At 33.3% G+C, this 25,994-nt stretch carries 21 protein-coding genes, 1 tRNA gene and 1 pseudogene; 13 read left to right on the top strand and 10 right to left on the bottom strand.

The genetic code is table 11. The annotated features are described in order from the left end of the window. Positions 1 to 2 precede the first annotated feature (2 nt). Positions 3 to 422: a DM13 domain-containing protein gene (locus tag ACEN2F_RS00825; RefSeq protein ID WP_441734807.1), complete on the bottom strand. Its 420-nt coding sequence runs from the start codon at positions 420 to 422 to the stop codon at positions 3 to 5. Positions 423 to 594: 172 nt separating this feature from the next. Between ACEN2F_RS00825 and ACEN2F_RS00820 the strand changes: the two genes are divergently transcribed. Next, positions 595 to 2,082, top strand: a complete 1,488-nt coding sequence (locus ACEN2F_RS00820; protein WP_441734804.1) for an aminotransferase class V-fold PLP-dependent enzyme — start codon at positions 595 to 597, stop codon at positions 2,080 to 2,082. Between the two features lie 108 nt (positions 2,083 to 2,190). Here ACEN2F_RS00820 and ACEN2F_RS00815 read toward each other — a convergent pair whose 3' ends face one another. After that, complete coding sequence (locus ACEN2F_RS00815) at positions 2,191 to 3,060, bottom strand: lysophospholipid acyltransferase family protein (RefSeq protein ID WP_441734801.1); 870 nt, start codon at positions 3,058 to 3,060, stop codon at positions 2,191 to 2,193. Positions 3,061 to 3,173: 113 nt separating this feature from the next. Between ACEN2F_RS00815 and ACEN2F_RS00810 the strand changes: the two genes are divergently transcribed. Next, a complete protein-coding gene (locus ACEN2F_RS00810; protein WP_441734799.1) occupies positions 3,174 to 3,812 on the top strand; it encodes a rhomboid family intramembrane serine protease in 639 nt (212 codons plus the stop codon). Between the two features lie 53 nt (positions 3,813 to 3,865). Next, the gene (locus ACEN2F_RS00805; protein WP_441734797.1) at positions 3,866 to 4,555 is read left to right on the top strand and encodes an SIMPL domain-containing protein; all 690 of its coding nucleotides are present in this window, start codon (positions 3,866 to 3,868) and stop codon (positions 4,553 to 4,555) included. Between the two features lie 145 nt (positions 4,556 to 4,700). Here the strand turns inward: ACEN2F_RS00805 and ACEN2F_RS00800 are convergent. The 5 genes and pseudogenes from ACEN2F_RS00800 to ACEN2F_RS00780 form a co-directional block, all read right to left on the bottom strand. Then, positions 4,701 to 4,781 (bottom strand) — tRNA-Tyr (locus ACEN2F_RS00800). A 174-nt stretch (positions 4,782 to 4,955) separates the two neighbouring features. Next, a pseudogene (locus ACEN2F_RS00795) lies at positions 4,956 to 5,342 on the bottom strand (TlpA family protein disulfide reductase); the annotation flags it as partial. Positions 5,343 to 5,360: 18 nt separating this feature from the next. After that, positions 5,361 to 6,134, bottom strand: a complete 774-nt coding sequence (locus ACEN2F_RS00790; protein WP_441734795.1) for a DUF4369 domain-containing protein — start codon at positions 6,132 to 6,134, stop codon at positions 5,361 to 5,363. Between the two features lie 532 nt (positions 6,135 to 6,666). Beyond that, positions 6,667 to 7,107 (bottom strand): KTSC domain-containing protein, encoded by a 441-nt coding sequence (locus tag ACEN2F_RS00785; RefSeq protein WP_441734793.1) that lies wholly within the window; start codon positions 7,105 to 7,107, stop codon positions 6,667 to 6,669. A 173-nt stretch (positions 7,108 to 7,280) separates the two neighbouring features. Continuing rightward, a complete protein-coding gene (locus tag ACEN2F_RS00780) occupies positions 7,281 to 7,526 on the bottom strand; it encodes a hypothetical protein (protein WP_441734790.1) in 246 nt (81 codons plus the stop codon). 263 nt (positions 7,527 to 7,789) lie between these two features. Between ACEN2F_RS00780 and ACEN2F_RS00775 the strand changes: the two genes are divergently transcribed. Continuing rightward, on the top strand, positions 7,790 to 9,412 hold the full coding sequence (locus tag ACEN2F_RS00775; RefSeq protein ID WP_441734787.1) for an amidase: 1,623 nt from the start codon (positions 7,790 to 7,792) through the stop codon (positions 9,410 to 9,412). A 48-nt stretch (positions 9,413 to 9,460) separates the two neighbouring features. On the opposite strand, the gene ACEN2F_RS00770 is transcribed toward ACEN2F_RS00775, so the two are convergent. From ACEN2F_RS00770 to ACEN2F_RS00760, 3 genes are read right to left on the bottom strand one after another with little or no spacing between them, the layout of a single operon-like run. Further along, complete coding sequence (locus ACEN2F_RS00770) at positions 9,461 to 10,105, bottom strand: endonuclease III domain-containing protein (RefSeq protein ID WP_441734784.1); 645 nt, start codon at positions 10,103 to 10,105, stop codon at positions 9,461 to 9,463. A 4-nt stretch (positions 10,106 to 10,109) separates the two neighbouring features. Further along, entirely contained in the window at positions 10,110 to 10,499 is a 390-nt protein-coding gene (gene msrB / locus ACEN2F_RS00765; RefSeq protein WP_441734782.1) for a peptide-methionine (R)-S-oxide reductase MsrB, read from the bottom strand. A gap of 38 nt (positions 10,500 to 10,537) precedes the next feature. After that, complete coding sequence (locus ACEN2F_RS00760; RefSeq protein ID WP_441734780.1) at positions 10,538 to 11,404, bottom strand: alpha/beta fold hydrolase; 867 nt, start codon at positions 11,402 to 11,404, stop codon at positions 10,538 to 10,540. A 169-nt stretch (positions 11,405 to 11,573) separates the two neighbouring features. Here ACEN2F_RS00760 and ACEN2F_RS00755 point away from each other — a divergent pair, with 169 nt between their 5' ends. The 9 genes from ACEN2F_RS00755 (at position 11,574) to ACEN2F_RS00715 (ending at position 25,992) form a co-directional block, all read left to right on the top strand. Continuing rightward, a complete protein-coding gene (locus ACEN2F_RS00755) occupies positions 11,574 to 12,995 on the top strand; it encodes a glycogen synthase (RefSeq protein ID WP_441734777.1) in 1,422 nt (473 codons plus the stop codon). Continuing rightward, a complete protein-coding gene (locus ACEN2F_RS00750) occupies positions 12,992 to 14,272 on the top strand; it encodes a glucose-1-phosphate adenylyltransferase (protein ID WP_441734775.1) in 1,281 nt (426 codons plus the stop codon). The genes ACEN2F_RS00755 and ACEN2F_RS00750 overlap by 4 nt, the downstream gene beginning before the upstream one ends. A 65-nt stretch (positions 14,273 to 14,337) precedes the next feature. Continuing rightward, positions 14,338 to 16,245, top strand: a complete 1,908-nt coding sequence (gene glgB / locus ACEN2F_RS00745; protein WP_441734772.1) for a 1,4-alpha-glucan branching protein GlgB — start codon at positions 14,338 to 14,340, stop codon at positions 16,243 to 16,245. Between the two features lie 197 nt (positions 16,246 to 16,442). Further along, positions 16,443 to 18,842 carry a glycoside hydrolase family 31 protein gene (locus tag ACEN2F_RS00740; protein ID WP_441734770.1) on the top strand — a complete coding sequence of 800 codons (2,400 nt, stop codon included), beginning with the start codon at positions 16,443 to 16,445 and terminating at the stop codon, positions 18,840 to 18,842. A gap of 89 nt (positions 18,843 to 18,931) precedes the next feature. Next, on the top strand, positions 18,932 to 19,747 hold the full coding sequence (locus ACEN2F_RS00735) for a M48 family metallopeptidase (protein ID WP_441734767.1): 816 nt from the start codon (positions 18,932 to 18,934) through the stop codon (positions 19,745 to 19,747). Positions 19,748 to 19,927: 180 nt separating this feature from the next. Beyond that, positions 19,928 to 21,253 (top strand): MFS transporter, encoded by a 1,326-nt coding sequence (locus ACEN2F_RS00730; RefSeq protein ID WP_441734765.1) that lies wholly within the window; start codon positions 19,928 to 19,930, stop codon positions 21,251 to 21,253. A gap of 436 nt (positions 21,254 to 21,689) precedes the next feature. Then, positions 21,690 to 24,140: an endopeptidase La gene (lon, locus tag ACEN2F_RS00725; RefSeq protein ID WP_441734762.1), complete on the top strand. Its 2,451-nt coding sequence runs from the start codon at positions 21,690 to 21,692 to the stop codon at positions 24,138 to 24,140. Between the two features lie 165 nt (positions 24,141 to 24,305). Further along, the gene (porQ, locus tag ACEN2F_RS00720; protein ID WP_441734760.1) at positions 24,306 to 25,328 is read left to right on the top strand and encodes a type IX secretion system protein PorQ; all 1,023 of its coding nucleotides are present in this window, start codon (positions 24,306 to 24,308) and stop codon (positions 25,326 to 25,328) included. Positions 25,329 to 25,401: 73 nt separating this feature from the next. After that, positions 25,402 to 25,992: a murein L,D-transpeptidase catalytic domain-containing protein gene (locus ACEN2F_RS00715; protein WP_441734757.1), complete on the top strand. Its 591-nt coding sequence runs from the start codon at positions 25,402 to 25,404 to the stop codon at positions 25,990 to 25,992. Positions 25,993 to 25,994: the final 2 nt, after the last annotated feature.

Genomic DNA, 25,994 nt, shown 5'->3' with positions numbered 1-25,994 from the left:
TTTTAATTTTGAGACAATTGCGCTACTGCAAAAAGATGACTATACTGTTGACAGTGAATAAGGACATATTTATAGCTAGAAACATTTACTTGTGTTGGAACTGCATATACCGTGGCACTTGTTAAATTCCCTAGATTCACAAAATCTATAGGGGTGTCATTTTTTGAAAGGTATACTTTAAGATCAGGCCCGCTTGATACACTAAAATCTTCTAATCGAACTTCGCTTTGATTTCCGTTTAAATAAATTTTGGCAGAACCGGTTACCTTAATTCCTGAGGTTGGCATGAAATTACCGGTGGCAAGAGGAGGAGTATTTTCAGGGATTGGTGAAGTTAACTCAACATCATGGGTCAAATCGCCTTCAACTTCACATGAAATTAAAAGCAAGAGTAGAGGCAGTATAAAAATAATTCTTTTCATGGTGAACTTTTTTTAAATTCGCAAACCAAATATAAAAAGAATCAAGATTACTGTTTGTCGGCTACTTTACATTTGAATCATGTTTATTGATTTATTTGATATCAGTATTAACAAAAATTGAAAATGACTATTTAGTAAAAATCAATATCTTTGAACTCAAATTAGACATACAATGATTACCAAAGAAGCGCCAACACAATTAGAGCAATACTTTCAACAGTTTCGCGATAACATAATCGGAATAAATCAAGAGTTTGAATCTCCTTACGGACATAAACAAATTATTTATACAGATTGGACAGCCAGCGGTCGTTTGTATCGTCCTATTGAAGAAAAATTAATGAATCAATTTGGTCCTTTTGTGGCCAATACTCATACTGAAACCACTGTTTCAGGAACTGCTATGACCAAAGCGTATCATCAAGCGCGTCATATTATCAAACATCATGTGAATGCAAGTGCTGATGATGTTTTGATTACCGATGGAACCGGAATGACGGGCGTTGTCAATAAATTTCAACGTATTTTAGGTTTAAAAGTACCTGAAAATTTAAAAAATTTCATCACTATTCCAGCCGAAAAGAAACCAATTGTTTTTATTTCGCACATGGAACATCATTCCAATCAAACATCTTGGTTGGAAACAATTGCTGATGTTGAAGTTATTCCTTCAACGGAAGATGGATTGTTCAGCATAGAAAATCTGGAACTTTTATTAGAAAAATATAAAGAACGACCTTTTAAAATAGCTTCTATTACCTCGTGTTCGAATGTTACGGGAATCAGAACGCCATATCATGAAGTAGCAAAAATAATGCATCAACATAACGGACTTTGTTTCGTAGATTTTGCTTGTTCAGGACCTTACGTGAAAATCGATATGCATCCTGAAGATGCTGAAAGTTATTTGGATGCCATTTTCTTCTCGCCACATAAATTCCTTGGTGGACCCGGAACTTGCGGAGTTTTGGTCTTTAATAAAAAATTATACCAAAATTTAGTTCCTGATAATCCTGGTGGAGGAACCGTAAGTTGGACAAATCCTTGGGGAGAACACAAATATATTGATAATATCGAAGATAGGGAAGATGGTGGTACTCCCGGATTTCTTCAGGTCATAAAAACCGCATTGGCTGTTCAGTTGAAAGAGCAAATGGGAATTGAAAATATCCTAAAAAGAGAGCACGAAATCGTAGATTATATTTTCTCGGAATTAGAGAATATTTCAAATATTAAAATTCTTGCAGGACAACATCAGGACAGGTTAGGAGTGATTTCTTTCTTTGTTGAAGATTTACATTTTAACTTGGGTGTGAAATTATTGAATGATAAATTCGGAATTCAAACCCGTGGCGGTTGCAGTTGTGCGGGAACCTACGGACACTTTTTATTACATGTAGATCAGGAAACTTCCCATAAATTAATTGACGAGATTACACTTGGAGATTTAATCAGAAAACCGGGCTGGATTAGAATGTCTATTCATCCAACAACTACAAATGCTGAAATTGAATTCGTCTGTAACGGAATAAAAGCATTAGCTGAAAACCATAAAACTTGGGCTTTGGATTATAATTATAATTCGGCTACAAATGAGTTTGTAAATAAGAACGCGCAACCTTTAGAAGATGAATTGGTAAAAAACTGGTTCTCTTTATAAGAGTTGAGGTTTTAAAAGAAATAAAAAAATCATCTATTATAAACAATAGCGTTTACAATAGGTGATTTTTTTTACTGAATACTATTTTTGAATACTGTAAACTGAACACTATTTTTTGTGTTTCCATCTTTTATGTGTCCAGAAATAGTATTCTGGAGCTTCCAGAATTTGCTTTTCTACTTCATTAATGTACGCATCTGTAATTCCAAAATTAGGAACGGAGTTGGGATTATCACTGATAGGAACAAGAATAAGTTCATAATATCCTCTTTTTACCTTTTTGACTTTTGCAAAAACAACAGTCATATCATATTTTTTGGCTAACATTTCGGGTCCCGTGTGCACTGGAACTTCAATACCCATAAAACTTTTCCAGTGGAATATTCTATCCGCTTTTGGAGATTGATCACTCGCCAATCCATATACGCAAAGAATATTATTTTTTTGATTGTGAGCAATCAACGGAATTGTCTCGCTTGTTGGAACTAATTCCGTGTTATATTTTGAGCGAATATCCCTTACGAGTTTATCGAAATAAGTATTGGCTAATTTTTTGTAAACAGCTACACCGCGAAAAGATATTTTTTGGTTCAGCGTAATCAGCCACTCCCAACTTGCATAATGCGAGGCTACAAGCATGATGCTTTTTCCTTTCTTTTCATATTCTTTAATAACTTCCAGATTGGTGATCGTAAATCTTTTATTCATTTCTTCGGATGAAATAGTCATGGTTTTTATCATTTCCATAAACATATCACACAAGTGATGGTATGATTTTTTTTCAATGACAAGGCGTTCTTTATCCGTAAGATTCGGTAATGCTAAAGCTATATTTGCTCGAACTACTTTTTTTCGGTATCCAATGATATTATAAACTAAAAAGTAAACCCCATCTGATAACCCATAAAAAACACGAAACGGAAGAAGAGAAATGAACCAAAGAAATGGGTAAACAATAATAAAAACAAGTAATTGCATGCAGAATTTTTTTGCAAATATACTGTAAAAATGATTGTCGAGATAAATTTTGAGCGGGTACTGTATGCGTATTTGAGAATGACTATCTTTGCAATTCACAATAAACACACTTTATGAACATCATTTTAATAGCTATAATTGTTGTAAATGTTTTGATTAGTTACAAAGGATTTAATGACCTTTCTTTTTTTAGAAAATACGAATTTCATGTTGGTAGTATTCGTTCCGGTGAACAAATCAGAATGTTATCCTCTGGTTTTCTGCATGCTGATATGACCCATTTAATTTTTAATATGTTGACGCTTTGGTTTTTTGCTCCGGTTGTCATAAATTATTTAGGAGATTTTTCGTTTGTGTTGGTTTATTTTGGGAGTTTGATTTTCGGGAGTTTACTAACAATGGTTTTTCACAAAAATGATTATGGTTATAGGGCTGTAGGAGCATCTGGAGCAGTAACAGGAGTTTTATATTCGGCCATAATGTTGCAGCCCGATATGATGTTGGGAATCTTTTTTATTATTCCAATGCCTGCCTATATTTTCGGAATTTTGTACTTATTGTATTCTATTTATGGAATGAAGGCTAAGAATGATAATATTGGTCATACGGCTCATTTTGGTGGAGCTGTAGGAGGTTATTTAATTACATTAATAAAAGAACCTACTTTGTTTGCAGATCATACTTTTATGGTGGTATTATTAGCAATTCCAATCGTTATACTTTTTGTGATGGAAAAAATGGGAAAACTTTAATGGCATAACTTTTGGATAACCAGTAGTAATATAAATAACTAAATTTAATAAAAATGAAAAAAGCACTATTGATTCTGTCGGTTCTATTTATTTCAATGTCGTATGGACAAGAAGTGAAGCAAATTCCTCAAATAAATGTAAATGGAGAGGGAAAAGTTAAAGTTATTCCGGATCAAGCCACAATAGCTGTAACAGTAGAAACAAAAGGTAATAATGCCAAAGACGTAAAAAAAGAAAATGACGAAAAGATAGAAGATGTTCTAAAGTTTATTAAAAAAATGAACTTGGCGCCATCAGATTATAAAACGCAACGTGTTTCACTGAATCCGCAATACGATTATGAAAAAAAGAAACACAGTTATAATGCCACTCAAACAATAGAAATTTTGTTAAGAGATTTGTCAAAATATGATGAATTAATGGAAGGATTAGTAAACGAAGGAATTAATAGAATTGATGCCGTTACTTTTCAATCATCAAAATTAGCGCAATATCAATCTGAAGCTAGAAAATTAGCAATGAAGGAGGCAAAGTTGAAAGCTGAAGACTATGTTTCTGTTTTAGGACAAAAAGTAGGGCGCGCCTTGACCATATCTGATAATTCACAAACTTTTTATCCACAGCCAATGTACACAGCCATGAAAACAATGGAAAGAAGCGATGCTAGTGAGCCAAAAGAAACTCTTGCAATAGGAGAAATTAATATTACGGCTAATGTTTCAGTGAGTTTTATTTTAGAATAAAGTCAGTGAAAATTATATTGTAAAAAAACCTATTTCAAATTAAAATGAGATAGGTTTTTTTTTTGGAATAAATTGCAATACTAAATTGAATAAAGGATCAACAAGTTTAAATAAAAAAACTCTTCAATTGCTTGAAGAGTTTTAGTGGGGAGAGCAGGATTCGAACCTGCGAAGTTTACACAGCAGATTTACAGTCTGCCCTCGTTGGCCGCTTGAGTATCTCCCCAAGACTCAATAAGCATTGCTTATCGTGCTAACCGGGTGCAAATATAAAAACTGTTTTGAAGTTTCCAAACTATATTTGCACTTAATTTTACTATTATTTTTAAAGCATTGGTATTGAATAAAATAAAAAAATCTCCACTAGGGAGATTTTTTTATATTTTCATAAAGTGGACGTTTATTTTGCCAAAAGTTCAATTATTTTAGCTCTAAGAGCATCACCCCTTAAATCCTTAGCAACTACGTTTCCGGATGCATCCAGTATAAAAGTAGCAGGTATTGCTTCCACTTTGTATAAAGCTGCGATTGGTTCATCCCAAAATTTTAAATTTGAAACGTGATTCCAAGTCAATTTGTCTTTTGCAATGGCTTCTTTCCAGGCTTTTGCATCTTTATCCAAAGAAACACCAATAATGTTTAAACCCTTACTGTGTAATTCTTTGTAGATAGCAACAACATTTGGATTTTCTTGACGACAAGGTCCACACCATGATGCCCAAAAATCAACTATTGTTACTTTTCCTAAACTTTCTTTGAGAGAAATTATTTTCCCTTGAGGATTAGGACCTGAAAAATCTGCTCTTCATTTACCGTCGGTTGTCGGAGCAGTTGCAGGAGCAGTTGCGCCTACAGCAGCTGGTGCTTTCATTTCAGCAAGTCTAGTTTTGATAGCAAGTCCTGGCTTAGTTTTTTTCAATGACTCTTCTAAGCTGTTGTATAATTTTTCAGATTTTGCAACATCAGCACTCGGATCGTTTAACATTCCTTGTATAATTAAAGCTGAAATAAAAGATTTAGGATGTGTTTCAGCATAGGCTAAGTATTTCGCTTTTGAAGCCACACCAACTTCTTCTTGAATTTTAGAAAATTCCTGCATCAAATTATTAATAACAACAGTGTCTTTGCTTTGTTGAGCAGCTTCCATTGTTTGCATATTTTTGTTCTGGAAATCCATTAGTTTTTCTTGAACTTTAGCTATTTCTTCATTAAAAGTTACGTACTCATCATTATTATACGTTCCTGAAACTTTAGATTTTTGGATACTGTCTTTGTTGATCGCAATTGTTACTTCTCCATTTTCTAAAATAAATGGTATTTTAGCTTGGGCTCCTTCTAATTGAATGGTATAAAACGATGGTTCAGTGATAGAACCTTTCATTTCAAATTTACCATTTTCAACTTTTACGGTATCTTTTGCAATAAGTCCCATACCATTTGCATCTTGTGTTTCTAAGATGATTGTTTTACCATTTTCAATTCCTGTTGCAGTCCCTGAAATGATGTATTCATCTTTGCCAACTTTGTTACAAGAAAGTAAAACAACAGCAGCCGAAAGTAATAAAATTATTTTTTTCATTATTAATTAGTTTAGTTAAGTTTGCAAAAGTATTTAAATTTTTTATTGATATAAAATTTTACAACCTAAATTTTTGTTATAATTTTTCATTCTTAATTAGGATTTGGCATTTGTTTTATCAGTCATTTTTTTTGTTCAAATTTGCTTAATAAAACTATCTAAGTGCAATTGTTTTAAAGACTTTTTAACGTTATTTTTAATGATAAGCTTTTGATAACAAACAATTATTTCAAAAGAATTTATTAGTTAAAAATTGTTTTAAAACTAAGTGCTAAATTGCATTTATATTTTAGTTTCTGAATTTTTTTTCAAGTGGTATGAATTATTTCATCATAATTATGAAGTTCGTAGTAAATCAATAGATAAAAAATTGTGTAAACTATAAGCGTTCCAACAAACACTACGAACTTTAAGTTCATCATAATTAATTCTAAATTCAGTTGGATGGAACAATTGCATTTTGACACGATTGCAAAAAAAAAGCACCCTTATATTAAAGGATGCTCTTATATTTGGAACCGAAAAAAAAGATTTAATCTTGATTAATTGTTTTTCTCCAAGTAAAGGAATTCAGGATATGTCTTTTTGCAAATCTTCCAGGAGATTCGGCATTTACCATTTTTACGTAAGTAGCTTTAGGAACACTTATGTATTCGTAAACACTTCCATTTGAAAAATTGATAATCAATCGGCCTTCTACAAACTTATAATCTGAAATTGTTGCTGTTGCGATTGTTTCAGTGTATTCTGGCAAATTTTGTTTTAAAGTTTCAGGATTGATACTTACTAGGAAATGATAAGCTTCAATAATTTTTTTACTGTTTTCTTCTGCAGCCTTTAAGCCAGCTTCATCTCCCTGAAATTTATCAGGATGCGCTTCTTTCATCGCATTACGATAAATCGTTTTCAAATCTTTTAGCTCTGCAGTTTTGTCTACATTTAGCAGTTTGCGGTATTCAACTATTTTTTTCATAAATAAGGTAACTACTTGTCTTTATCTATAAAACCAATGTAATTTGGTTTTAAAAGCGACAAATTTTTTGCAAAGGTACACTTTTTTTTATTTTTTTAGTTTCAGACTACTAAATTTTCAAAAAAATGTCTTTTTATGTCTTTGTATTTAAAGCTTAAAAAAGCATAAAAGTATTATTGTTGTGGTTTATTGTTTGCTTTATCAAAATTTTTAGATTTCTTTGGATATTTATTATAACTGATATCACTTGGATTTTCAATAATTGATTTTATTGTAATCCAATCTCCAATGGTATGTTTTTGAGCCATTTTATAATCCAAGAGATAAACACCACAAAAAAAGTTGTTGTTTTCATCTTTTTCTATAATTCCGGTGTAAACTCCTTTTTGCAACATTTGTTCTTGTGAAGATTTTGTCATAATCAATTTAATTTTTTAATATTTCGATACGGCAAAGTTAATCAATTATTAAATGTCTAACCACAATTTCTGTTTTCAAATTGTTAGTGCCAGTCTTTTTTTTCCAAAATAGATTTTGCTCTTAATTTTAACTATTGTTTTATGCAATATGTATTTAATTTTACAGAAAAATAATTACTTTAGGAACCAATTTCAACATGATCTAATTTTAGACTGTCTTGAATGTTTACAACAGCAATAGTTCTAATAATATTTAAAACTTTATGAAAAGAAGATCTTTTTTAACAACAGCTACTCTTGCTTCAGCAGGTTTAACTACCCTTTTGATGACAGGATGTACATCCGGTGCTAAAAAGGATGAAAATGTATTATCAGTTGCTGAAAACACTGATGTTTTTGAGCTGGATGAGGCCACAATCGGTAGTTTAAGAGAGCAATTAACCTCTGGGAAATATACGTCGGAGCAATTAGTGCAATTATATTTGAAACGTATTGAAGCTATTGACGCTAATGGTCCTCAACTGAATTCGATTATCGAAATCAATCCTGATGCAGTTGCTCTTGCTGTTGCAATGGACAAAGAACTAAAGGAAGGAAAATCTCGTGGTCCCTTGCATGGTATTCCAATTTTGATTAAAGATAACATAGATACTGCTGACAGAATGCAAACTACTGCAGGATCGTTAGTAATGGCTGGAAATATTGCTTCAAAAGATGCCTTTGTAGTAAAAAAACTTAGAGAAGCCGGAGCCATAATCATGGGCAAAACGAATTTAAGTGAATGGGCAAATTTTCGTTCTACCCAATCATGTTCTGGATGGAGCAGTAGAGGTGGACAAACTAAAAATCCCTATATTTTAGATCACAATCCATGCGGGTCTAGTGCTGGTTCTGGTGTTGCGGTATCAGCTAATCTTTGCGTAGTAGCCATTGGAACGGAAACGGATGGCTCTATAGTTTGCCCCGCATCGGTAAATGGAATTGTAGGAATTAAACCAACAGTAGGTTTGGTTAGCCGATCTGGAATTATTCCAATTTCAAAAACGCAGGATACCGCTGGTCCAATGGCTAGAACAGTCACTGACGCGGCTATATTGTTAGGCGTAATGGCTTCTAGCGATCCTGATGATTCAGTTACGCTGGAAAGTAAAGGAAAGGCGCTTAAGGATTATACCACTTTTTTAGACGTGAATGCGCTGAAAGGCAAACGCATTGGTATTGAAAAAAAACCGCAAGGAAACAATAAATACATCAATGCTCTTTTAAATGATGCAGTAAACTTGTTAAAAAAGCAAGGTGCTGTTATAATTGAAATCGAATATTTTGATAAAATAAATGCTTTAGGACAAGCAGAATTCGAAGTTTTGCAATACGAATTTAAAGAAGGATTGAACAGCTACTTGGCTACAGCAAATGCCAAAGTAAAAACTTTAAAAGAGGTAATTGATTTTAATGCTGCTAATGAAGATTTAGCAATGCCTTATTTTAAGCAAGAAACCTTAGAAAGTTCGAATGCTAAAAAAGGATTAGATGATAAAACTTATTTGGAAGCATTAGCCGTAAGTTTCGAAGGAAGTAAAAGCGTGTTAAATGCTGTTTTTATAGCAAATAAATTAGATGCGATTTGTGGCATTACGATGGGACCGGCTTGCAGTATAGATATGATTTACGGCGATCGATGGGGCGGATATTCCTTAACCACTCCTGCGGCGGCAAGTGGGTATCCTCATATTACCGTTCCTAGCGGTGTGGCTTATGATCTTCCTGTTGGCTTATCCTTTTTCGGAATGCCTTACACAGAAGGGAAATTAATAGGACTGGGTTATGCGTATGAGCAAGCATCAAAAAAGCGTTTAAAACCAGTATTTAAACGTTCTTTTTTATAATAAGTTATATTTCAAAAATAGTTAAAAGGGTAATTAGTGAATTACTTCTTACCCTTTAATTTTTTTATAAAATGCACAAATGGAGTTAATCGGGCATTCTGGACATTTGGGTTGTGGGCGGCAAATCTCTCTTCCTAAAAAGGAGATAGCCATCCCTATTTCGCCCCAGATTTCTCTTGGTAAAACTTGCATCAGCATTTTCTCGGCTTTGATACCATCTTTGGTCTCTTGGATTAATCCAATTCTTGGCGCTACTCTAATAACATGTAAATCTGCGATAATTCCCTGTGCAGGTACTTTTGCTTCACGCATAATTACATTGGCTGATTTTCTTCCAATGCCTTTTAAGGCTACCAAATCTTCCATGGTAAGTGGAATTTTTTCATCTTTTTGGATGGTTTGTGCGATTTCCAAAAGCCATTTTGCTTTGGTTCCAAAATTCCTGACTTTAGAGATGTATGGGATTAATGCTTCGCTATTTGAAACAGCCAAACTGTCCATATTTGGATATGCTTCAAATAGGGCTGGAGCAATTTTATTAATATTGGCATCAGAATCCTGTGCGGATAATACGACCATCACCATAAGTTGATATAAATTATGATATTCCAACGGATGTTTTCTCCCTTTGTATTTTGTTAGAATTGGCTCTAAATTCTTAGTCCATTCAGTATTATTTCCAAATAAATCCATAGTTTTATTCTGTAAAGTCCACGGATAAGGAATTTACACAATAGCGTTGCCCAGTTTTTGTAGGTCCGTCATCAAATACATGTCCTAAATGGCTTCCACAATTAGCGCAAAGAATTTCAGTGCGTTTCATACCAAGTGTCACATCTTTGATATATTCAACCTTTCCAGGTATCGATTCGTCAAATGATGGCCAACCACAATGGGCGTCAAACTTAGAGTTGCTTTCAAATAAAGATTCGCCGCAGGCACCACAGCAATAGGTTCCTTTTTCATAATGTAAATTATAGGTTCCTGTGTGTGGGTATTCAGTTCCTTTTTGTCGAAGAATTCTATAGCGTTCCAGGCCTAATTTTTCTTTCCATTCTTGTTCTGTTTTTTCTAAAGGATATTTCATAATTTTATTTTTATTAATTGTGCAATATTATTCTTTAATTATTTGTTTTGAATGAACTGAACTGTTTTTTCAATTACTTTAGGATTGCCAAGAATTTTTCGATGACCTAATCCGTCAGTCAATAATAACGCTCCATTTTTTAGATACTTATGAATGTGAATTCCAGCTTTTACAGGAACTTCAGGATCATTGTTATCATGAATTACTAAAACTGGAATCGCTGTTTCTTTTGCAGCCAGAAAGGCAGAATAATTATTCATTTTTTCGCCATATTTTTTTTCGAAATGCAAGCGCAAAAGAGCACTCACCGTTGGTTTCAATTCTAATTTTCTTGTAAAATCATCTATTATATCTTCTACAATATCGCCACTACCAATCACTACGGCATGATTAACTTTTAAACCTTTTTTTATCGCATTCAAAACGGACATCCCCCCAAGTGAATGGCCAATGGCTGCTTCAAAGGGTCCAAATTGCCGCTCAATTTCTAAAATTGTAGCGATAAAGTCGACCATTATAGTGGTTTTTCCCGGTGATTTTCCATGCGCTGGTGCATCAAAACTAATTGTGGAATAGCCAGCTTTTAGCAATTCATCCGCTATTTTGAATAATTGTGTTCCACGTCCTGACCAACCATGAACCAATAAAACTTTCTGTTCACTTTTTCCGTATTCATACACCACAACTTCTTTGCCAATTGCCGGAATTTGTACCAATTTTTGAGTACTTTTTCGATCCATTTCTAGTTCTCGTTTTGGAATTTTATGTTTTATTGGCGTAGTAAATAGTTTTGCAGCAAATAATGTGAGCAGTTTTGGTGAAATAAAAGAGATTAATTTACTGGTTACTAAAATAATCTTAGGAATTTTCAATGATTGGGTATGATTAGAAGACTTTTTTGACATTTTAATAAATTTTCAAGCAGGTTATTATATTATATTTTTTTTAGTAATTTTAGAAAAACATTAAAGTAGTATTTTATTTAATGTTTCAGTAGCATTTAAATAAAAGACAAAAATAGTAAACAATTAATCCAATAGGTTTAAAAGTACTATAAAACATCAAAAGTTATACATGGAAATATTTCATATCAGTGCAGAGTGTTATCCCGTTGCAAAAGTAGGAGGTTTAGCTGATGTTGTTGGCGCATTGCCAAAATATCAAAATAATGCAGGTCATCAAGTGCGAGTGGTAATGCCTTGCTACGACACCAAATTTAAAAAAGAAAATGATTTTGAATGTGTACACTGGGGACATGTAAAATTGGGAGATTTTAATTTTTCCTTTAATATTTTAAAAGAAAAAACGGATTATTTAGGATTTGAATTGTACCTGATCGAAATTCCAGAGTTATTCGACAGAAAGGATGTTTATGGATATAAGGACGACATAGAGCGTTTTTTATCGTTCCAAATTGCAACTTTAGATTGGATTATAGGCAGAAATGAAATTCCGGATGTCATTAATTGTCATGATCATCATTCCGGTTTAATTCCCTTTATGATGTTATACTGTCATAAATACGAAAAACTGCGAAATATTCCTTCGATGATTACCATTCATAATGGTTTGTACCAAGGGCAGTTTGGTTTTGATAAATTGTATTATTTACCAGAATTTGATTTGGCTCATGTAAAAGTTTTAGAATGGGATAATTGCATCAATTCATTGGCTGTAGCCATCAAATGTGCTTGGGCAGTCACTACTGTTTCCCCAAATTATCTTAATGAAATCAATTATTCTGCAAATGGACTGGAATCACTTTTTAATTTGGTTCGGTACAAATCGAAAGGAATTTTGAACGGAATTGATGTTGAAGTTTGGGATCCTGAAAAAGACTCAATGTTGTCAACCAATTATTCAATCAAAAATTTCGAAAAAGGAAAACAAGATAATAAAGAAAAATTATGCAATCTTTTTAACTTGGATCCAACGAAACCACTTTTTAGTTTTATTGGAAGATTATTAGAAGAAAAAGGTGGCGATTTATTACCACATGCAGCAGCGCTGGCCTTATCCGAAAATTATCAACAAATTAATATATTAATATTAGGTTCAGGAAATACCGTTATTGAAAATCAATTGAACCGTTTACTGGGTGATTATAAAGGAAATTACAATACTTACATTGGATACAATGAGGAATTAGCACATTTAATTTATGCTGGTTCTGATTTTTTATTAATGCCATCACGAGTAGAGCCTTGTGGTTTGAATCAAATGTATTCGTTGCGATACGGCACAATACCTATAGTAAGGCGAACAGGAGGATTAAGAGATACGGTCATAGATTTTGGCGATGATGGTAATGGAATATGTCACGATCAAGCTACAGTTGGGGATATTTGTTATTCGATTCAAAGGGCTGTGAATTTATATGACGATAAAAAACATTTAAAAGAAATTAGAAAAATAGGGATGAATACGGACCATTCATGGGAGCGTGTTTGTCAGGAATATATAGAAATGTACAAACTAATAAGTAACAAAAAATGAAACCCAAAAAGAAAAATGTTATTGCAATTATTTTAGGCGGAGGACAAGGATCCAGATTGTATCCTTTGACGGAATCACGATCAAAACCAGCTGTACCAATAGGAGGAAAATACAGATTGGTCGATATTCCAATTTCAAATTGTATGAATTCAGATATTTACAGAATGTTTGTATTGACGCAATTTAACTCTGCTTCCTTAAATGCGCATATCAAAAACACCTATAACTTTAGTATTTTTAGCCATGCTTTTGTCGATATTCTTGCTGCGGAACAAACACCAGATAATCCAACTTGGTTTCAAGGTACGGCTGACGCTGTAAGACAATGTATGCCTCATTTCCTGAATCATGATTTTGATTATGCGTTGATACTTTCTGGAGATCAGTTGTACCAAATGGATTTTAACGATATGGTTGAGGAACATATTAGAAGAGAAGCTGATATTACCATCGCGACTTTACCAGTAAATGCCAAAGATGCACCTGAATTTGGAATATTAAAAACAAACTCTGAAAGCTGGGTTGAATCTTTCATAGAAAAACCTGCAAAGGAATTATTGCCGGATTGGGAATCAAATGTAAGTGATCCAATGAAGAATGAAGGCAAGCATTATTTGGCTTCAATGGGAATTTATATCTTCAACAAAAAATTGTTGGTAGATATTATGGCCAATAAAGAAACCAAAGATTTTGGTAAAGAAATTATTCCGCAAGCAGTGGGTCACAAAAAGATTTTGAGTTACCAATATGAAGGATATTGGACAGATATAGGTAATATTGATTCCTTTTTTGAGGCGAATATTGGATTGACGGATGACTTGCCTAAGTTTAATTTATTTGACAACGACAATAAAATATTTACACGACCAAGATTATTACCACCATCAAAATTTCAAAAAACTACGGTCGATAAATCACTGATTTCTGAAGGTTGTATTTTGAATGCAAAAGAAATCAATCGTTCTGTGATTGGTATTCGATCCAGAATAGGCGAGGGAACTATAATAGAGAGTTGCTATGTGATGGGTAATGATTTCTATCAAAATATCGAAGACATGAATGATGATCTTAAAAATGGTAGACAATTAGTAGGAATAGGGGAGAGGTGTTTTATTAGTAATGCGCTTGTAGATAAAAATTGTAGAATTGGCAATGACGTGTATATCAATGGCGGGAATCATTTAGAAGACTTTTCTAATGAATTGTATGCCATAAAAGACGGAATTGTTGTTATCAAAAAAGGAGCAGTCATACCGGATAATTACATTATTAAGTAAACCTAAAAACTGTTTTTCTTACATTAATATTCTGTTTTTATAAAGCAGATGTACACAATTGTTATATGAGTAAAGTTATCTCGCATTCCCTTTTTACCGATTTTGATATTGATTTATTTAAAGCGGGAAAACATTTCCGTCTTTACGAAAAATTAGGAGCACACCTTATAACAGTTGACGGAGTAGATGGTGTTTATTTTGCAGTTTGGGCTCCAACAGCACATTCCGTTTCTGTAGTTGGAGAATTTAATTTTTGGACACAAGGCGAGCATCTCTTAGAAGTGCGCTGGGATTCTTCCGGTATTTGGGAAGGATTTATTCCAAATGTTAAAAAAGGAACCACCTACAAATATAAAATTGAATCCAAAAATGATGGAATTATAACTGAGAAAGCTGATCCGTTTGCTTTTTATTGTGAGAAACCACCACATACTGCATCAGTAGTTTGGGATTTAGAATATAAATGGAAAGATACTAACTGGATGGAAACCCGTCAAAATTATAATGGTTTAGACAAACCTTATTCTGTTTACGAAGTTCATTTAGGTTCCTGGAAACGTCATACGGACGAAAATAGGTTTTTGACATATCTAGAATTTGCCCGAGATTTAGTGAATTATGTTAAAGAAACGGGTTTTACGCACGTCGAATTTATGCCTATTATGGAATATCCGTACGATCCGTCTTGGGGATATCAATTAGTTGGATATTTTGCGCCAACTTCCCGTTTTGGGAATCCGCAGGAATTCATGCATTTAGTAGATAAATTGCACGAAGCCGGAATTGGAGTAATTCTAGATTGGGTTCCTTCCCATTTCCCTGATGATCCTCATGGTTTAGGATTTTTTGATGGCTCAAATCTCTTTGAACATCCTGATCGCAGAAAAGGCTATCATCCTGATTGGAAAAGTTTAGTTTTTAATTATGGACGAAATGAAGTTCGCTCTTTTTTGATCAGTAATGCTTTATTTTGGTTACACTATTACCATGCAGATGCGCTTCGTGTTGATGCTGTTGCCTCGATGTTGTATCTGGATTACTCTAGAGAGGAAGGCGAATGGGAACCTAATATTTATGGTGGCAGAGAAAATCTTGATACGATTAGTTTCCTGAAAGAATTTAACGAAGCCGTTTATTCTAATTTTGAAGGTGTACAAACTATTGCTGAAGAAAGTACATCGTTCCCAATGGTTTCTAGACCAACATCAATTGGTGGTTTGGGTTTTGGAATGAAATGGATGATGGGATGGATGCACGATACGTTAGAATATTTTCAAAAAGATACCGTATACAGAAAGTACCATCAAAATGATTTGACTTTCTCGATGACTTATACTTTTTCGGAAAATTTTATGTTACCACTTTCGCATGACGAGGTGGTATATGGAAAAAAATCTATAGCAGGAAGAATGCCAGGAGACGAGTGGCAGAAATTTGCGAATTTAAGATTACTCTATGGTTATATGTTTATGCATCCCGGAACAAAATTATTGTTTATGGGAAGTGAATTTGGCCAAAGTAGTGAATGGAATTTTGACGGAAGTTTAGACTGGCATTTGTTACAATATCCATTTCATGAGGGTATAAAACGATTAATTACAGATTTGAATAAATTGTATAAAACACAACCAGCGTTACACGAAAAACAATTCAGTCCGGAAGGTTTTGAATGGATTAACTACTCTGATCATCAAAATGCGGTAATGTCTTTCATTCGAAAAGGAAATAGCCCAAAAGACGACGTAATTGTAGTATGTAATTTTACGCAAGTGGTGCGTTCTAATTATCGAATTGGTTTACCAAAAAAAGGTAAATTAATCGAAATTTTTAATAGTGACGCATCAAAGTATGAAGGAAGCGGCGTTTCTAATATTAAAAAACTAGTAATTCAGGCCGTCCCTTATGATGGAAGAGATTATTCTACAGAGTTGCTTTTGCCGCCACTAAGTGTTACTGTTTTTAAAATTTCATAGGCATCAAATTGTTAAATTTTTTAAATAATAATAATTAAGGGGTTTTATTTATAATGGAAATTAATGTGATATATAACCATTTTTTTATTGAAACACACTATAACGTTATCGTGAATAAAAACCACACATATAACGCTTTACAAAGTATTTTTGTATTTTTGACTCCAAGAAAAAGATTAAAATTAATACCATAAAACATGATTACAAATACAGAATTAGAATATAAAGGAGATTTATATCCCACAAAAATAGTTTCTTTTGAGCATGAAGTAGATTCCATATATTTCCATACAGATAATAGTGTTATATTAAAAGTAACGGTATTAAGAGACAGTCTGATCCGATTTAGATTTACTACAAAAGGGTATTTCAGTAATGATTTTTCTTACGCAATTGATAAAAGTCATTCTCATGGATATAATTTTCTTGAGGTTTCTGAAGTAGAAGAGTATTATCAGATTAAAACAAGTAAAGTTAAATGCCGAATTCAAAAAACAGACATGAGAGTGTCTATTTATGATTTGGAAGACAATATAATTTTAGAGGACGAACTTGGTTTTCATTGGGAAGAAAGCTACGAATACGGTGGAAATATAGTAAAAATGAGTAAGTCTTCAAAAGACGGAGAATGTTTTTATGGACTTGGCGATAAAGCAACTCAACTGAATTTGAAAGGAAAAAGGCTGGAGAATTTTGCCACAGATCAATATGCATTCCAGAAAGATCAAGAACCATTATATAAAGTAGTTCCGTTTTATATTGGATTACAAAACAAGAAATCTTATGGTATTTTCTTTGATAATACATTCAGAACTCATTTTGATTTTTGTCATGAAAGAAGAAATGTAACCAGTTATTGGGCCGAAGGCGGAGAAATGAACTACTATTTCATTTACGGACCACAAATGCAAGATGTGGTTACCACCTATACTGATTTGACTGGAAAACCTGAATTACCGCCACTTTGGGCACTAGGATATCACCAATGTAAATGGAGTTATTACCCAGAAAGTAATTTAAAAGAAGTTGCGGCCAAATTTAGAGAATTGAAAATTCCATGTGATGCGCTGTATTTAGATATTGATTATATGGAAGGTTTTCGATGTTTCACTTGGAACAAAGAATATTTTCCGGACCCAAAAAGAATGGTCGCTGAATTAGCAGAAGATGGTTTTAAAACCGTTGTAATTATTGATCCAGGAATAAAAATTGACAAAGAATATTCTATTTACAAAGAAGCCTTAGAAAACGATTATTTCTGCAAAAGAGCTGATGGCCCTTATATGAAAGGCAAAGTATGGCCGGGAGAATGTAATTTTCCGGATTATACAAACCCAGCAGTACGAGAATGGTGGGCTGGATTATTCAAAGAATTAATTTCGGAGATTGGAGTAAAAGGAGTGTGGAATGACATGAATGAACCCGCAGTAATGGAGGTTCCTAATAAAACATTTCCCATGGACGTACGCCATGATTACGATGGAAACCCTTGCAGCCATAGAAAAGCACACAATATTTACGGTACCCAAATGGCCAGAGCAACGTATCATGGTGTAAAACGATTTGCCTATCCAAAAAGACCTTTTGTAATCACAAGATCAGCTTACGCTGGAGCACAACGTTATACATCTTCTTGGACTGGAGATAATGTGGCTACTTGGGAACATTTATGGATTGCAAATATTCAAGTACAACGAATGTCAATTTCCGGGATGGGTTTTACAGGATCAGATATAGGTGGATTTGCAGAACAACCTTCAGGGGAATTATACGCACGTTGGATTCAACTGGGTGTTTTTCATCCTTTTTGCAGAACACACTCTTCTGGTGATCACGGCAATCAGGAACCATGGGCTTTTGATGAAGAAGTGATTGATATTACCAGAAAATTTGTCAATTTGAGATATCAATTATTACCCTATTTATACACCATGTTTTGGCAATATATTGAGGAAGGAATTCCTATGTTGAAACCCTTAGTGTATTTTGATCAAGAAGATATTCAGACGCATTATAGAAATGACGAATTTGTTTTTGGAAATCAAATACTTGTTTGCCCTATTTTAGAACCAAATTCAGTAGGTAGAAGAATGTATATTCCTCGTGGACAATGGTATAACTATTGGACTAACGAGGCTGTTAAAGGCGGAAAAGAAATTTGGGTAGACACTAAATTTGATCAAATTCCTCTTTTCGTAAAATCGGGAGCAGTTATTCCAAAATATCCAGTGCAACAATATGTTGGAGAGCTTGATTTTGATGAGTTGACACTGGATATCTATTACTATGAAGGTAAGGAGAAATCAGTAGTTTATGAAGATGCCCAAGATGGATATGATTACAAAAAAGGACGATATAGCTTTTTATCTTTTCAAGTTACTGGGAAAGAAAAAGAATTAATTATTCAGTTGCACAAAGAAGGTAAATATGATACCAATTATTCCAAATATAAAATAAATTTAATAGGACTTCCATTTAAAGTAATAAAAATAGAAATTGATAATGTAGAAGTTACTTTTGATAAAAAAACGCTGGATAACGAAGGCTATTTAGTTGTTGATAAGGAATTTACGGCTTTATACATAATAGGTGAATAACAAAAAAAGTTGATACTTTTAAATTTAATTATATAAAACTCAAAGTTTTAATATTTGTAGTTTTGTACTATATCTAAAATAATAGAATCATGAAAAAACATTTAATAGTTGGTATCTTTGCTCTTGGTTTAGCAACTTCTTGTGCTACTAATCCTCTTACGGGAAAAAAAAGCTTAAATTTTGTATCTAATAGTGAGTTATTCCCAACATCTTTTCAACAATATGGTACTTTTTTAACGGAAAATAAAGTAATTACCGGAACTGCGGATGCTAGAAAAGTAGAAACAGTTGGCCTGCGAATCAAAGCCGCTGCAGAAAAATATTTAACCTATTTAGGACAAGCTCAATATTTGCAAGATTACCGTTGGGAATATAAGTTAATTGATAATAAAGAAGTGAATGCTTGGTGTATGCCAGGAGGAAAAATTGTTGTGTATTCAGGAATTTTGCCTATCACAAAAGATGATGCAGGTTTAGCTACCGTAATGGGTCATGAAGTTTCTCATGCTTTAGCTAATCATGGCGCTCAACGTATGAGTGCTGCCCAATTACAACAATTAGGAGCCGTGGGAGTTGCTGTTGCAACAGGAGGAAAAAGCGCTGAAAACCAGCAAATCTGGCAACAAGCATATGGTGTAACCACTCAATATGGTGCAATGCTTCCCTTTAGCAGAAATCACGAGACAGAAGCTGATAAAATAGGTCTTACGCTAATGGCAATTGCAGGATATAATCCGGAACAATCTATTACTTTTTGGCAAAGAATGTCTGCGCAATCAGCCGGACAAGCACCACCAGAATTTATGAGTACGCACCCATCTGATGCGACTAGAATAGCAAACTTACAAGCGCTAATTCCAGAAGCTAAAGCTTTAGCAGCTAAGGTTGGTGTTATGTATAAATAAAATTTAATTTTTAGAATCTAAATAGGCTATTCTCAAAAGGGAATAGCCTTTTTTTTTGTTTAAAATTTCGTTAAATGCAAATACAATTAAGCACTGCAACAGTTTGTTACTGCCAAATAAAAATATTTTTCACTTATAATTACTAAAAATTAAATAAATTCGTATCGAAAAAAATAAATTATGGCAGATCTACAAAAAGGTAGTAAAAAATTATTAAACGCTTGGGCATTTTATGATTGGGCAAATTCAGTTTATACGCTTACTATTGCATCTGCAGTTTTTCCAATTTTTTATGAAGCTTTATTTTCTGAACGAAATCATTATATAGATGTTTTTGGTTTACATCTCAAAAATTCAGCTTTAATTAGTTTTGTTACCGCTTTTGCTTTTTTATTGGTAGCTTTTATTTCACCTATATTATCGGGAATTGCCGATTATGTGGGGAATAAAAAATCATTTATGAAATTTTTTTGCTATCTGGGAGCATTCTCTTGCATGGGATTATTCTGGTTCAACTTAGAAAATATATACCTTGGATTATTATTTTATTTCCTCGGATTGATTGGATATTGGGGAAGTTTGGTTTTTTATAATTCCTATTTGCCGGATATAGCTTTTGTGGAGCAACAAGATAAAATTAGTGCCAAAGGATATTCATTAGGATACATTGGAAGTGTGATTTTATTGATTATAAATTTAGCGATGATTATGAAACCAAAACTTTTTGGAATAACAGGAACTGAGGGAGAAGCAGCAATGAAGGCCATGCGATATTCCTTTGTTATGGTGGGTGTATGGTGGATTTTATTCAGTCAGTACACCTACTATTTTCTGCCAAAAGGCAATAAAAATGCTGATCGTAAAGTAACACACCATGTTGTCTTTAATGGTTTTAAAGAGTTAAATAAAGTATGGCTTTTATTGAATAAAAATAAAGCATTAAAGCGATACTTAGGAAGTTTCTTTGTTTCAAGTATGGCTGTACAAACGGTAATGCTTGTTGCTACTTATTTTGGAGCCCAAGAAATTGCTTGGTCATCTAAAGCCGAAAGTACAACGGGATTGATTATTTGCATTTTGATTATTCAATTAGTGGCTGTTCTTGGTGCAGTTCTAACTTCAAAAGCTTCAGAGAGATTTGGAAATATTCCAACTTTAATTGCAATTAATTGTATTTGGGCAGTATTTTGCGCACTTGCATATTTTATTACTTTACCGATACATTTTTATGTAATGGCAGGGGTAGCTGGACTTGTAATGGGAGGCATTCAAGCTTTATCTCGTTCTACGTACTCTAAATTATTGCCAGAAACGCAGGATACAGCTTCATTTTTTAGTTTTTATGACGTTGCTGAAAAAATTGGTATTGTAATAGGGATGCTAGTATATGGAATTATTGATCAAATTACAGGTAGTCCGAGGTTAGCCATTGTCTTTCTGGGCATATTTTTTGTATTAGCCGTTATTTTATTGAGGAGAGTTCCAAAAAAAGAAGTTCTAAATTAATCAAAGATCTTAGTTGTAATAATGATAATTTCAAAATTGCGACTTTGAGATGGTATAGTAAGCATCCGCTTTTATTTCTTCTTTGTAGGTTTTATTTTGTATCGGATAGTCTTAGAACCTAAATATCTACTATAAATTTTGGTTGTAAATAATTATATTATCACTTTAGTTCCAGCAGCAGTCTTAACATTTTTGTGTTTTAAATTATCAGTATCATGTTATCAATAGTTTTATTTAAACAGATTTGCAGTATCTGTAATGTCTATTTTTGACGAAAAGTAGGATAAAAAAGTATATTTTGGCACAGAGATTGCCACTTTTTACGGTTATGCACATATTGAGGATTAAACATCTCTTTTCTATAAAAAGAGTGCTTTGAAACCTTATATTTGCTATGAGAATGAATTTTTTAATGACAAAAAGACTTAAATAATATATGTCAAATCATAAAATACTTACTATTGACAATCTGTCACTTCAAGAATTTGATTCGGAAGCAGATTTAATTCCATTATTGACTCCCGAAGACGAGGAGGAAATGAATAACGAGGCTTTACCAGAGTTACTGACTATTTTACCTCTGCGAAATATGGTTTTATTTCCTGGAGTTGTAATACCAATTACTGCTGGTCGTGATAAATCGATTAAATTGATTAATGACGCAAATGCTGCAGGTAAAACTATTGGAGTTGTGGCTCAAATTAATGAGGAAGATGAAGACCCAACTAAAGATGACATTCATAAAATAGGAACCGTTGCTCGCATTTTGCGGGTACTGAAAATGCCTGATGGTAATATAACCGTTATCCTTCAGGGAAAAAAGCGTTTCGAAATTGATGCTGTTATTTCAGAATCACCTTATTTAACAGCTAAAATTAAGGAAGTTCCTGAAAAGAGACCTAAGAAAAATGATACTGAATTTGTTGCAATTCTAGATTCTATCAAAGAATTAGCAATCCAGATTATCAAAGAAAGTCCAAACATTCCTAGTGAAGCTACTTTTGCCATCAAGAATATTGAAAGTCAATCGTTTTTAGTCAATTTTGTTACTTCGAATATGAATCTTTCTGTGAAAGAGAAACAAGATTTATTAGCTATTAATGAGTTGAAAGAAAGAGCTTTAGAGACGCTTCGGTATATGAATATTGAGCTTCAAAAACTCGAATTGAAAAATGACATTCAATCCAAAGTTCGTTTTGATTTAGACCAGCAACAACGAGAATATTTTTTGCATCAACAAATGAAAACTATCCAAGAAGAATTGGGTGGCGTTTCCCAAGAAGAGGAAATGGACGAAATGCTGCAGAAGTCTTTGACCAAGAAATGGGATGAAAAAACCAAAAAACATTTCGATAAGGAATTATCTAAAATGCGTCGCATGAATCCACAAGCGCCTGATTTTGGTATTCAAAGAAACTATCTGGAGTTGTTCTTGGAATTGCCTTGGAACGAATATTCGAAAGATATCTTTGATTTAAAAAGAGCTCAGAAAATTCTCGATAGAGATCATTTTGGTCTTGAAGATGTTAAGAAAAGAATGATAGAACATTTAGCAGTTTTAAAATTGCGAAATGATATGAAATCACCCATTATTTGTTTGACTGGACCTCCGGGAGTTGGAAAAACTTCAATTGGACGCTCAATTGCAGAAGCTTTGGGCAGAAAATATGTTAGAATTTCTCTGGGTGGTTTGCGTGATGAAGCGGAAATTCGAGGACATAGAAAAACCTACATTGGCGCCATGCCGGGAAGAATTATCCAAAGCTTGAAAAAAGCAGGAACATCAAATCCAGTTTTTGTTTTAGATGAAATTGATAAATTGTCAAACAGCAATCAGGGAGATCCATCTTCTGCATTATTGGAAGTTTTAGATCCGGAACAAAATAATTCTTTTTATGACAATTTCCTTGAAATGGGTTATGATTTGTCTAAAGTGATGTTTATTGCTACATCTAATAATATGGCTGCAATTCAACCTGCGTTGAAAGATAGAATGGAAATCATCAAAATGTCTGGTTACACGATTGAAGAAAAGGTAGAAATAGCACGTCAGCATTTGTTTCCAAGACAACTGAAAGAACACGGCCTGACAAGCAAACATCTAACTATTGGAAAAAAACAATTAGAAAAAATCGTTGAAGGTTACACCCGTGAATCTGGAGTTCGTGGTCTGGAAGCTAAAATTGCTCAAGTAATCCGTAATGCAGCTAAATCAGTGGCAATGGAAGAGGAGTATAACAAAAAAGTAACAGACGAAGATATCATAAAATCACTAGGTGTTGCAAGGTTAGAAAGAGACAAATACGAGAACAATGATGTGGCTGGTGTGGTGACCGGTTTGGCTTGGACTTCTGTTGGCGGTGATATACTGTTTATAGAATCCTTGCTTTCTCCGGGAAAAGGAACCATGACTATTACCGGAAATTTAGGTACGGTGATGAAAGAATCTGCGACAATTGCTCTAGAGTATATTAAGGCAAATGCAAAACTTTTAGGATTGGACTCAGAGCTGCTTTCTAAATATAATATTCACTTGCACGTCCCAGAGGGAGCCACGCCAAAAGATGGTCCAAGTGCGGGAATTGCAATGTTGACATCATTAGTTTCGTTGTACACACAAAAACGAGTGAAGAAAAATTTAGCAATGACCGGCGAGATTACTTTACGGGGAAAAGTGTTGCCTGTAGGAGGAATCAAAGAAAAAATATTGGCAGCAAAAAGAGCGAACATCAAAGAAATAATTCTGTGTCATGAAAATAAAAGTGATATTGATGAAATAAAACCAGAATATCTGGAAGGACTTTCTTTTCACTATGTGAAGGAAATGAGCGAAGTATTAAAATATGCTTTGACAGATCAAAAGGTTAAAAATGCTAAGGATTTGTAATAAAAACAAGTTCTAAATTTTAAAAATCCAACTTCTAAAACTTGATTTTCAAGCTAAGGAATTTGGATTTTTTTATTTGTAATAAGCACTTTTGAAGGTACAATATTGTATTTATAATTTTATCTTTGCAGCTGCGTTTTACTTATTTAAACTCCTATTTAAAGCATGTTAAAAAAACGATATCTGTTCTTTATACTTTTTGTTTGTGCTGCGTCTTACAGTCAAATAGGAGGGAAGTACACCTATCAGTTTTTGAATTTAGTGACCTCACCAAGGCAAGCAGCTTTAGGAGGAAAAGTGATTACCATTTATGATGAAGATGTCAATCAAGCTCATTTTAATCCGGCTACTATAAATGCGGAAATGGACAACCATTTGGCTTTGAATTACGGGAGTTACTTTAATGAAGTGACATATGGAACTGCTTCGTATGCTTACACATACGATAGACATTTGCAAACTTTTCAGGCTGGTGTCAATTATGTTAATTATGGTAATTTTGAAGGATTTGATGAAAATGGTCAACCTACGGCAGCATTTACCGGAAGTGAAATAGCGCTTTCTTTTGGATATGCCTACAATATTCCTTATACGAATATTCATGTTGGTGCGAGTGCTAAATTGATTTCTTCAAATTTAGAGATTTATAATTCTTTTGGTGGAGCTTTAGATATAGGAGCTCTTTTTATTGATGAAAAAAATGATGTCAATTGGGCTTTGGCCATTCGAAATATAGGAACACAATTTTCAACTTATAATGGTACAAACGAAAAATTACCATTAGAAATTATTGCTGGAGTATCGCAGGAATTAGAAAATGTCCCCATTCGCTGGCATCTCACTTTAGAGAATTTGCAACAATGGAATATTGCATTTTCGAATCCAGAAAGGGCAGAATCAACATTTGATGGAGAATCGACCCAAGAAAAAGTATCTTTTGTAAATAATGCATTGCGACACGTAATTATGGGAGTAGAACTTTTTCCTAAAAGAGCTCTAAACATACGATTAGGATATAATTTTAGAAGAGCCGAGGAATTACGTATTGTAGAGCAACGTAATTTTTCTGGAATTTCGTTAGGTTTTGGACTTAAATTAAATAAACTAAAATTTAATTATTCGTATTCAAGGTATACGTTGGCTGGAAATACAAGCCTTTTTGGTTTGACAATAAATTTTAAAGAATAAAAGATAAAGTTTATAAATAAGTAGTTCTGAATAGTATTTTGAAATATAATTCAGCTGAATTTTAATACAGAAAATGATGAAAAAGATAGTTTTTATTTTGGTTTTGACAGGATTTATTTTTCAGAGTTTTACCAGGTCTCCTGAGAATATTTCAGTTGAAGAAAAGCTTATTATTCAAATTGATGCTGTAAGAAAAGTTATTGATACCAATGCAAAGTACAATAGAGAGATTGCTTTTTTTATTGATATGGAAATTGTATCAGGCAAAAACAGGTTTTTTATTTATGACCTTAAAAATAAAGTAATTATTGATCAGGGTCTTGTTGCTCATGGAATAGGGTCAGAAACAAGAGGTAGTGGAAAACTAAAATTTAGTAATTCATATAATTCTTTTTGTACCTCTTTAGGGAAATATTCGGTAGGGAAATATTATACGGGAGATTATGGTAAATCATATAAATTGTATGGCTTAGACGAAACAAATAGCAATGCTCTGACCAGAAATATAGTTTTGCATTCCTATAAAAAGGTACCCTATATGGAGCAAGAAAAAAAAATTGTAAATAGTTTAGGATGTCCAATGGTAAACGAATTGTATTTCAAAAAAATAGAAAAGATTATTGACACTTCAAAAACAAACATTATTTTAAGTATTTACAACTAAAA

Source organism: Flavobacterium sp. W20_MBD1_R3, from assembly GCF_052119725.1.
Classification (GTDB): Bacteria; Bacteroidota; Bacteroidia; order Flavobacteriales; family Flavobacteriaceae; genus Flavobacterium.
The sequence above is the reverse complement of the archived record's forward strand: the minus strand, read 5'-3'. Positions and strand labels throughout refer to the sequence as shown.

Coding starts and splice junctions, on each gene's coding strand:
- ACEN2F_RS00825 (WP_441734807.1), bottom strand. CDS start 422: ATGAAAAGAATTATTTTTATACTGCCTCTACTCTTGCTTTTAATTTCA.
- ACEN2F_RS00820 (WP_441734804.1), top strand. CDS start 595: ATGATTACCAAAGAAGCGCCAACACAATTAGAGCAATACTTTCAACAG.
- ACEN2F_RS00815 (WP_441734801.1), bottom strand. CDS start 3,060: ATGCAATTACTTGTTTTTATTATTGTTTACCCATTTCTTTGGTTCATT.
- ACEN2F_RS00810 (WP_441734799.1), top strand. CDS start 3,174: ATGAACATCATTTTAATAGCTATAATTGTTGTAAATGTTTTGATTAGT.
- ACEN2F_RS00805 (WP_441734797.1), top strand. CDS start 3,866: ATGAAAAAAGCACTATTGATTCTGTCGGTTCTATTTATTTCAATGTCG.
- ACEN2F_RS00790 (WP_441734795.1), bottom strand. CDS start 6,134: ATGAAAAAAATAATTTTATTACTTTCGGCTGCTGTTGTTTTACTTTCT.
- ACEN2F_RS00785 (WP_441734793.1), bottom strand. CDS start 7,107: ATGAAAAAAATAGTTGAATACCGCAAACTGCTAAATGTAGACAAAACT.
- ACEN2F_RS00780 (WP_441734790.1), bottom strand. CDS start 7,526: ATGACAAAATCTTCACAAGAACAAATGTTGCAAAAAGGAGTTTACACC.
- ACEN2F_RS00775 (WP_441734787.1), top strand. CDS start 7,790: ATGAAAAGAAGATCTTTTTTAACAACAGCTACTCTTGCTTCAGCAGGT.
- ACEN2F_RS00770 (WP_441734784.1), bottom strand. CDS start 10,105: ATGGATTTATTTGGAAATAATACTGAATGGACTAAGAATTTAGAGCCA.
- msrB (WP_441734782.1), bottom strand. CDS start 10,499: ATGAAATATCCTTTAGAAAAAACAGAACAAGAATGGAAAGAAAAATTA.
- ACEN2F_RS00760 (WP_441734780.1), bottom strand. CDS start 11,404: ATGTCAAAAAAGTCTTCTAATCATACCCAATCATTGAAAATTCCTAAG.
- ACEN2F_RS00755 (WP_441734777.1), top strand. CDS start 11,574: ATGGAAATATTTCATATCAGTGCAGAGTGTTATCCCGTTGCAAAAGTA.
- ACEN2F_RS00750 (WP_441734775.1), top strand. CDS start 12,992: ATGAAACCCAAAAAGAAAAATGTTATTGCAATTATTTTAGGCGGAGGA.
- glgB (WP_441734772.1), top strand. CDS start 14,338: ATGAGTAAAGTTATCTCGCATTCCCTTTTTACCGATTTTGATATTGAT.
- ACEN2F_RS00740 (WP_441734770.1), top strand. CDS start 16,443: ATGATTACAAATACAGAATTAGAATATAAAGGAGATTTATATCCCACA.
- ACEN2F_RS00735 (WP_441734767.1), top strand. CDS start 18,932: ATGAAAAAACATTTAATAGTTGGTATCTTTGCTCTTGGTTTAGCAACT.
- ACEN2F_RS00730 (WP_441734765.1), top strand. CDS start 19,928: ATGGCAGATCTACAAAAAGGTAGTAAAAAATTATTAAACGCTTGGGCA.
- lon (WP_441734762.1), top strand. CDS start 21,690: ATGTCAAATCATAAAATACTTACTATTGACAATCTGTCACTTCAAGAA.
- porQ (WP_441734760.1), top strand. CDS start 24,306: ATGTTAAAAAAACGATATCTGTTCTTTATACTTTTTGTTTGTGCTGCG.
- ACEN2F_RS00715 (WP_441734757.1), top strand. CDS start 25,402: ATGATGAAAAAGATAGTTTTTATTTTGGTTTTGACAGGATTTATTTTT.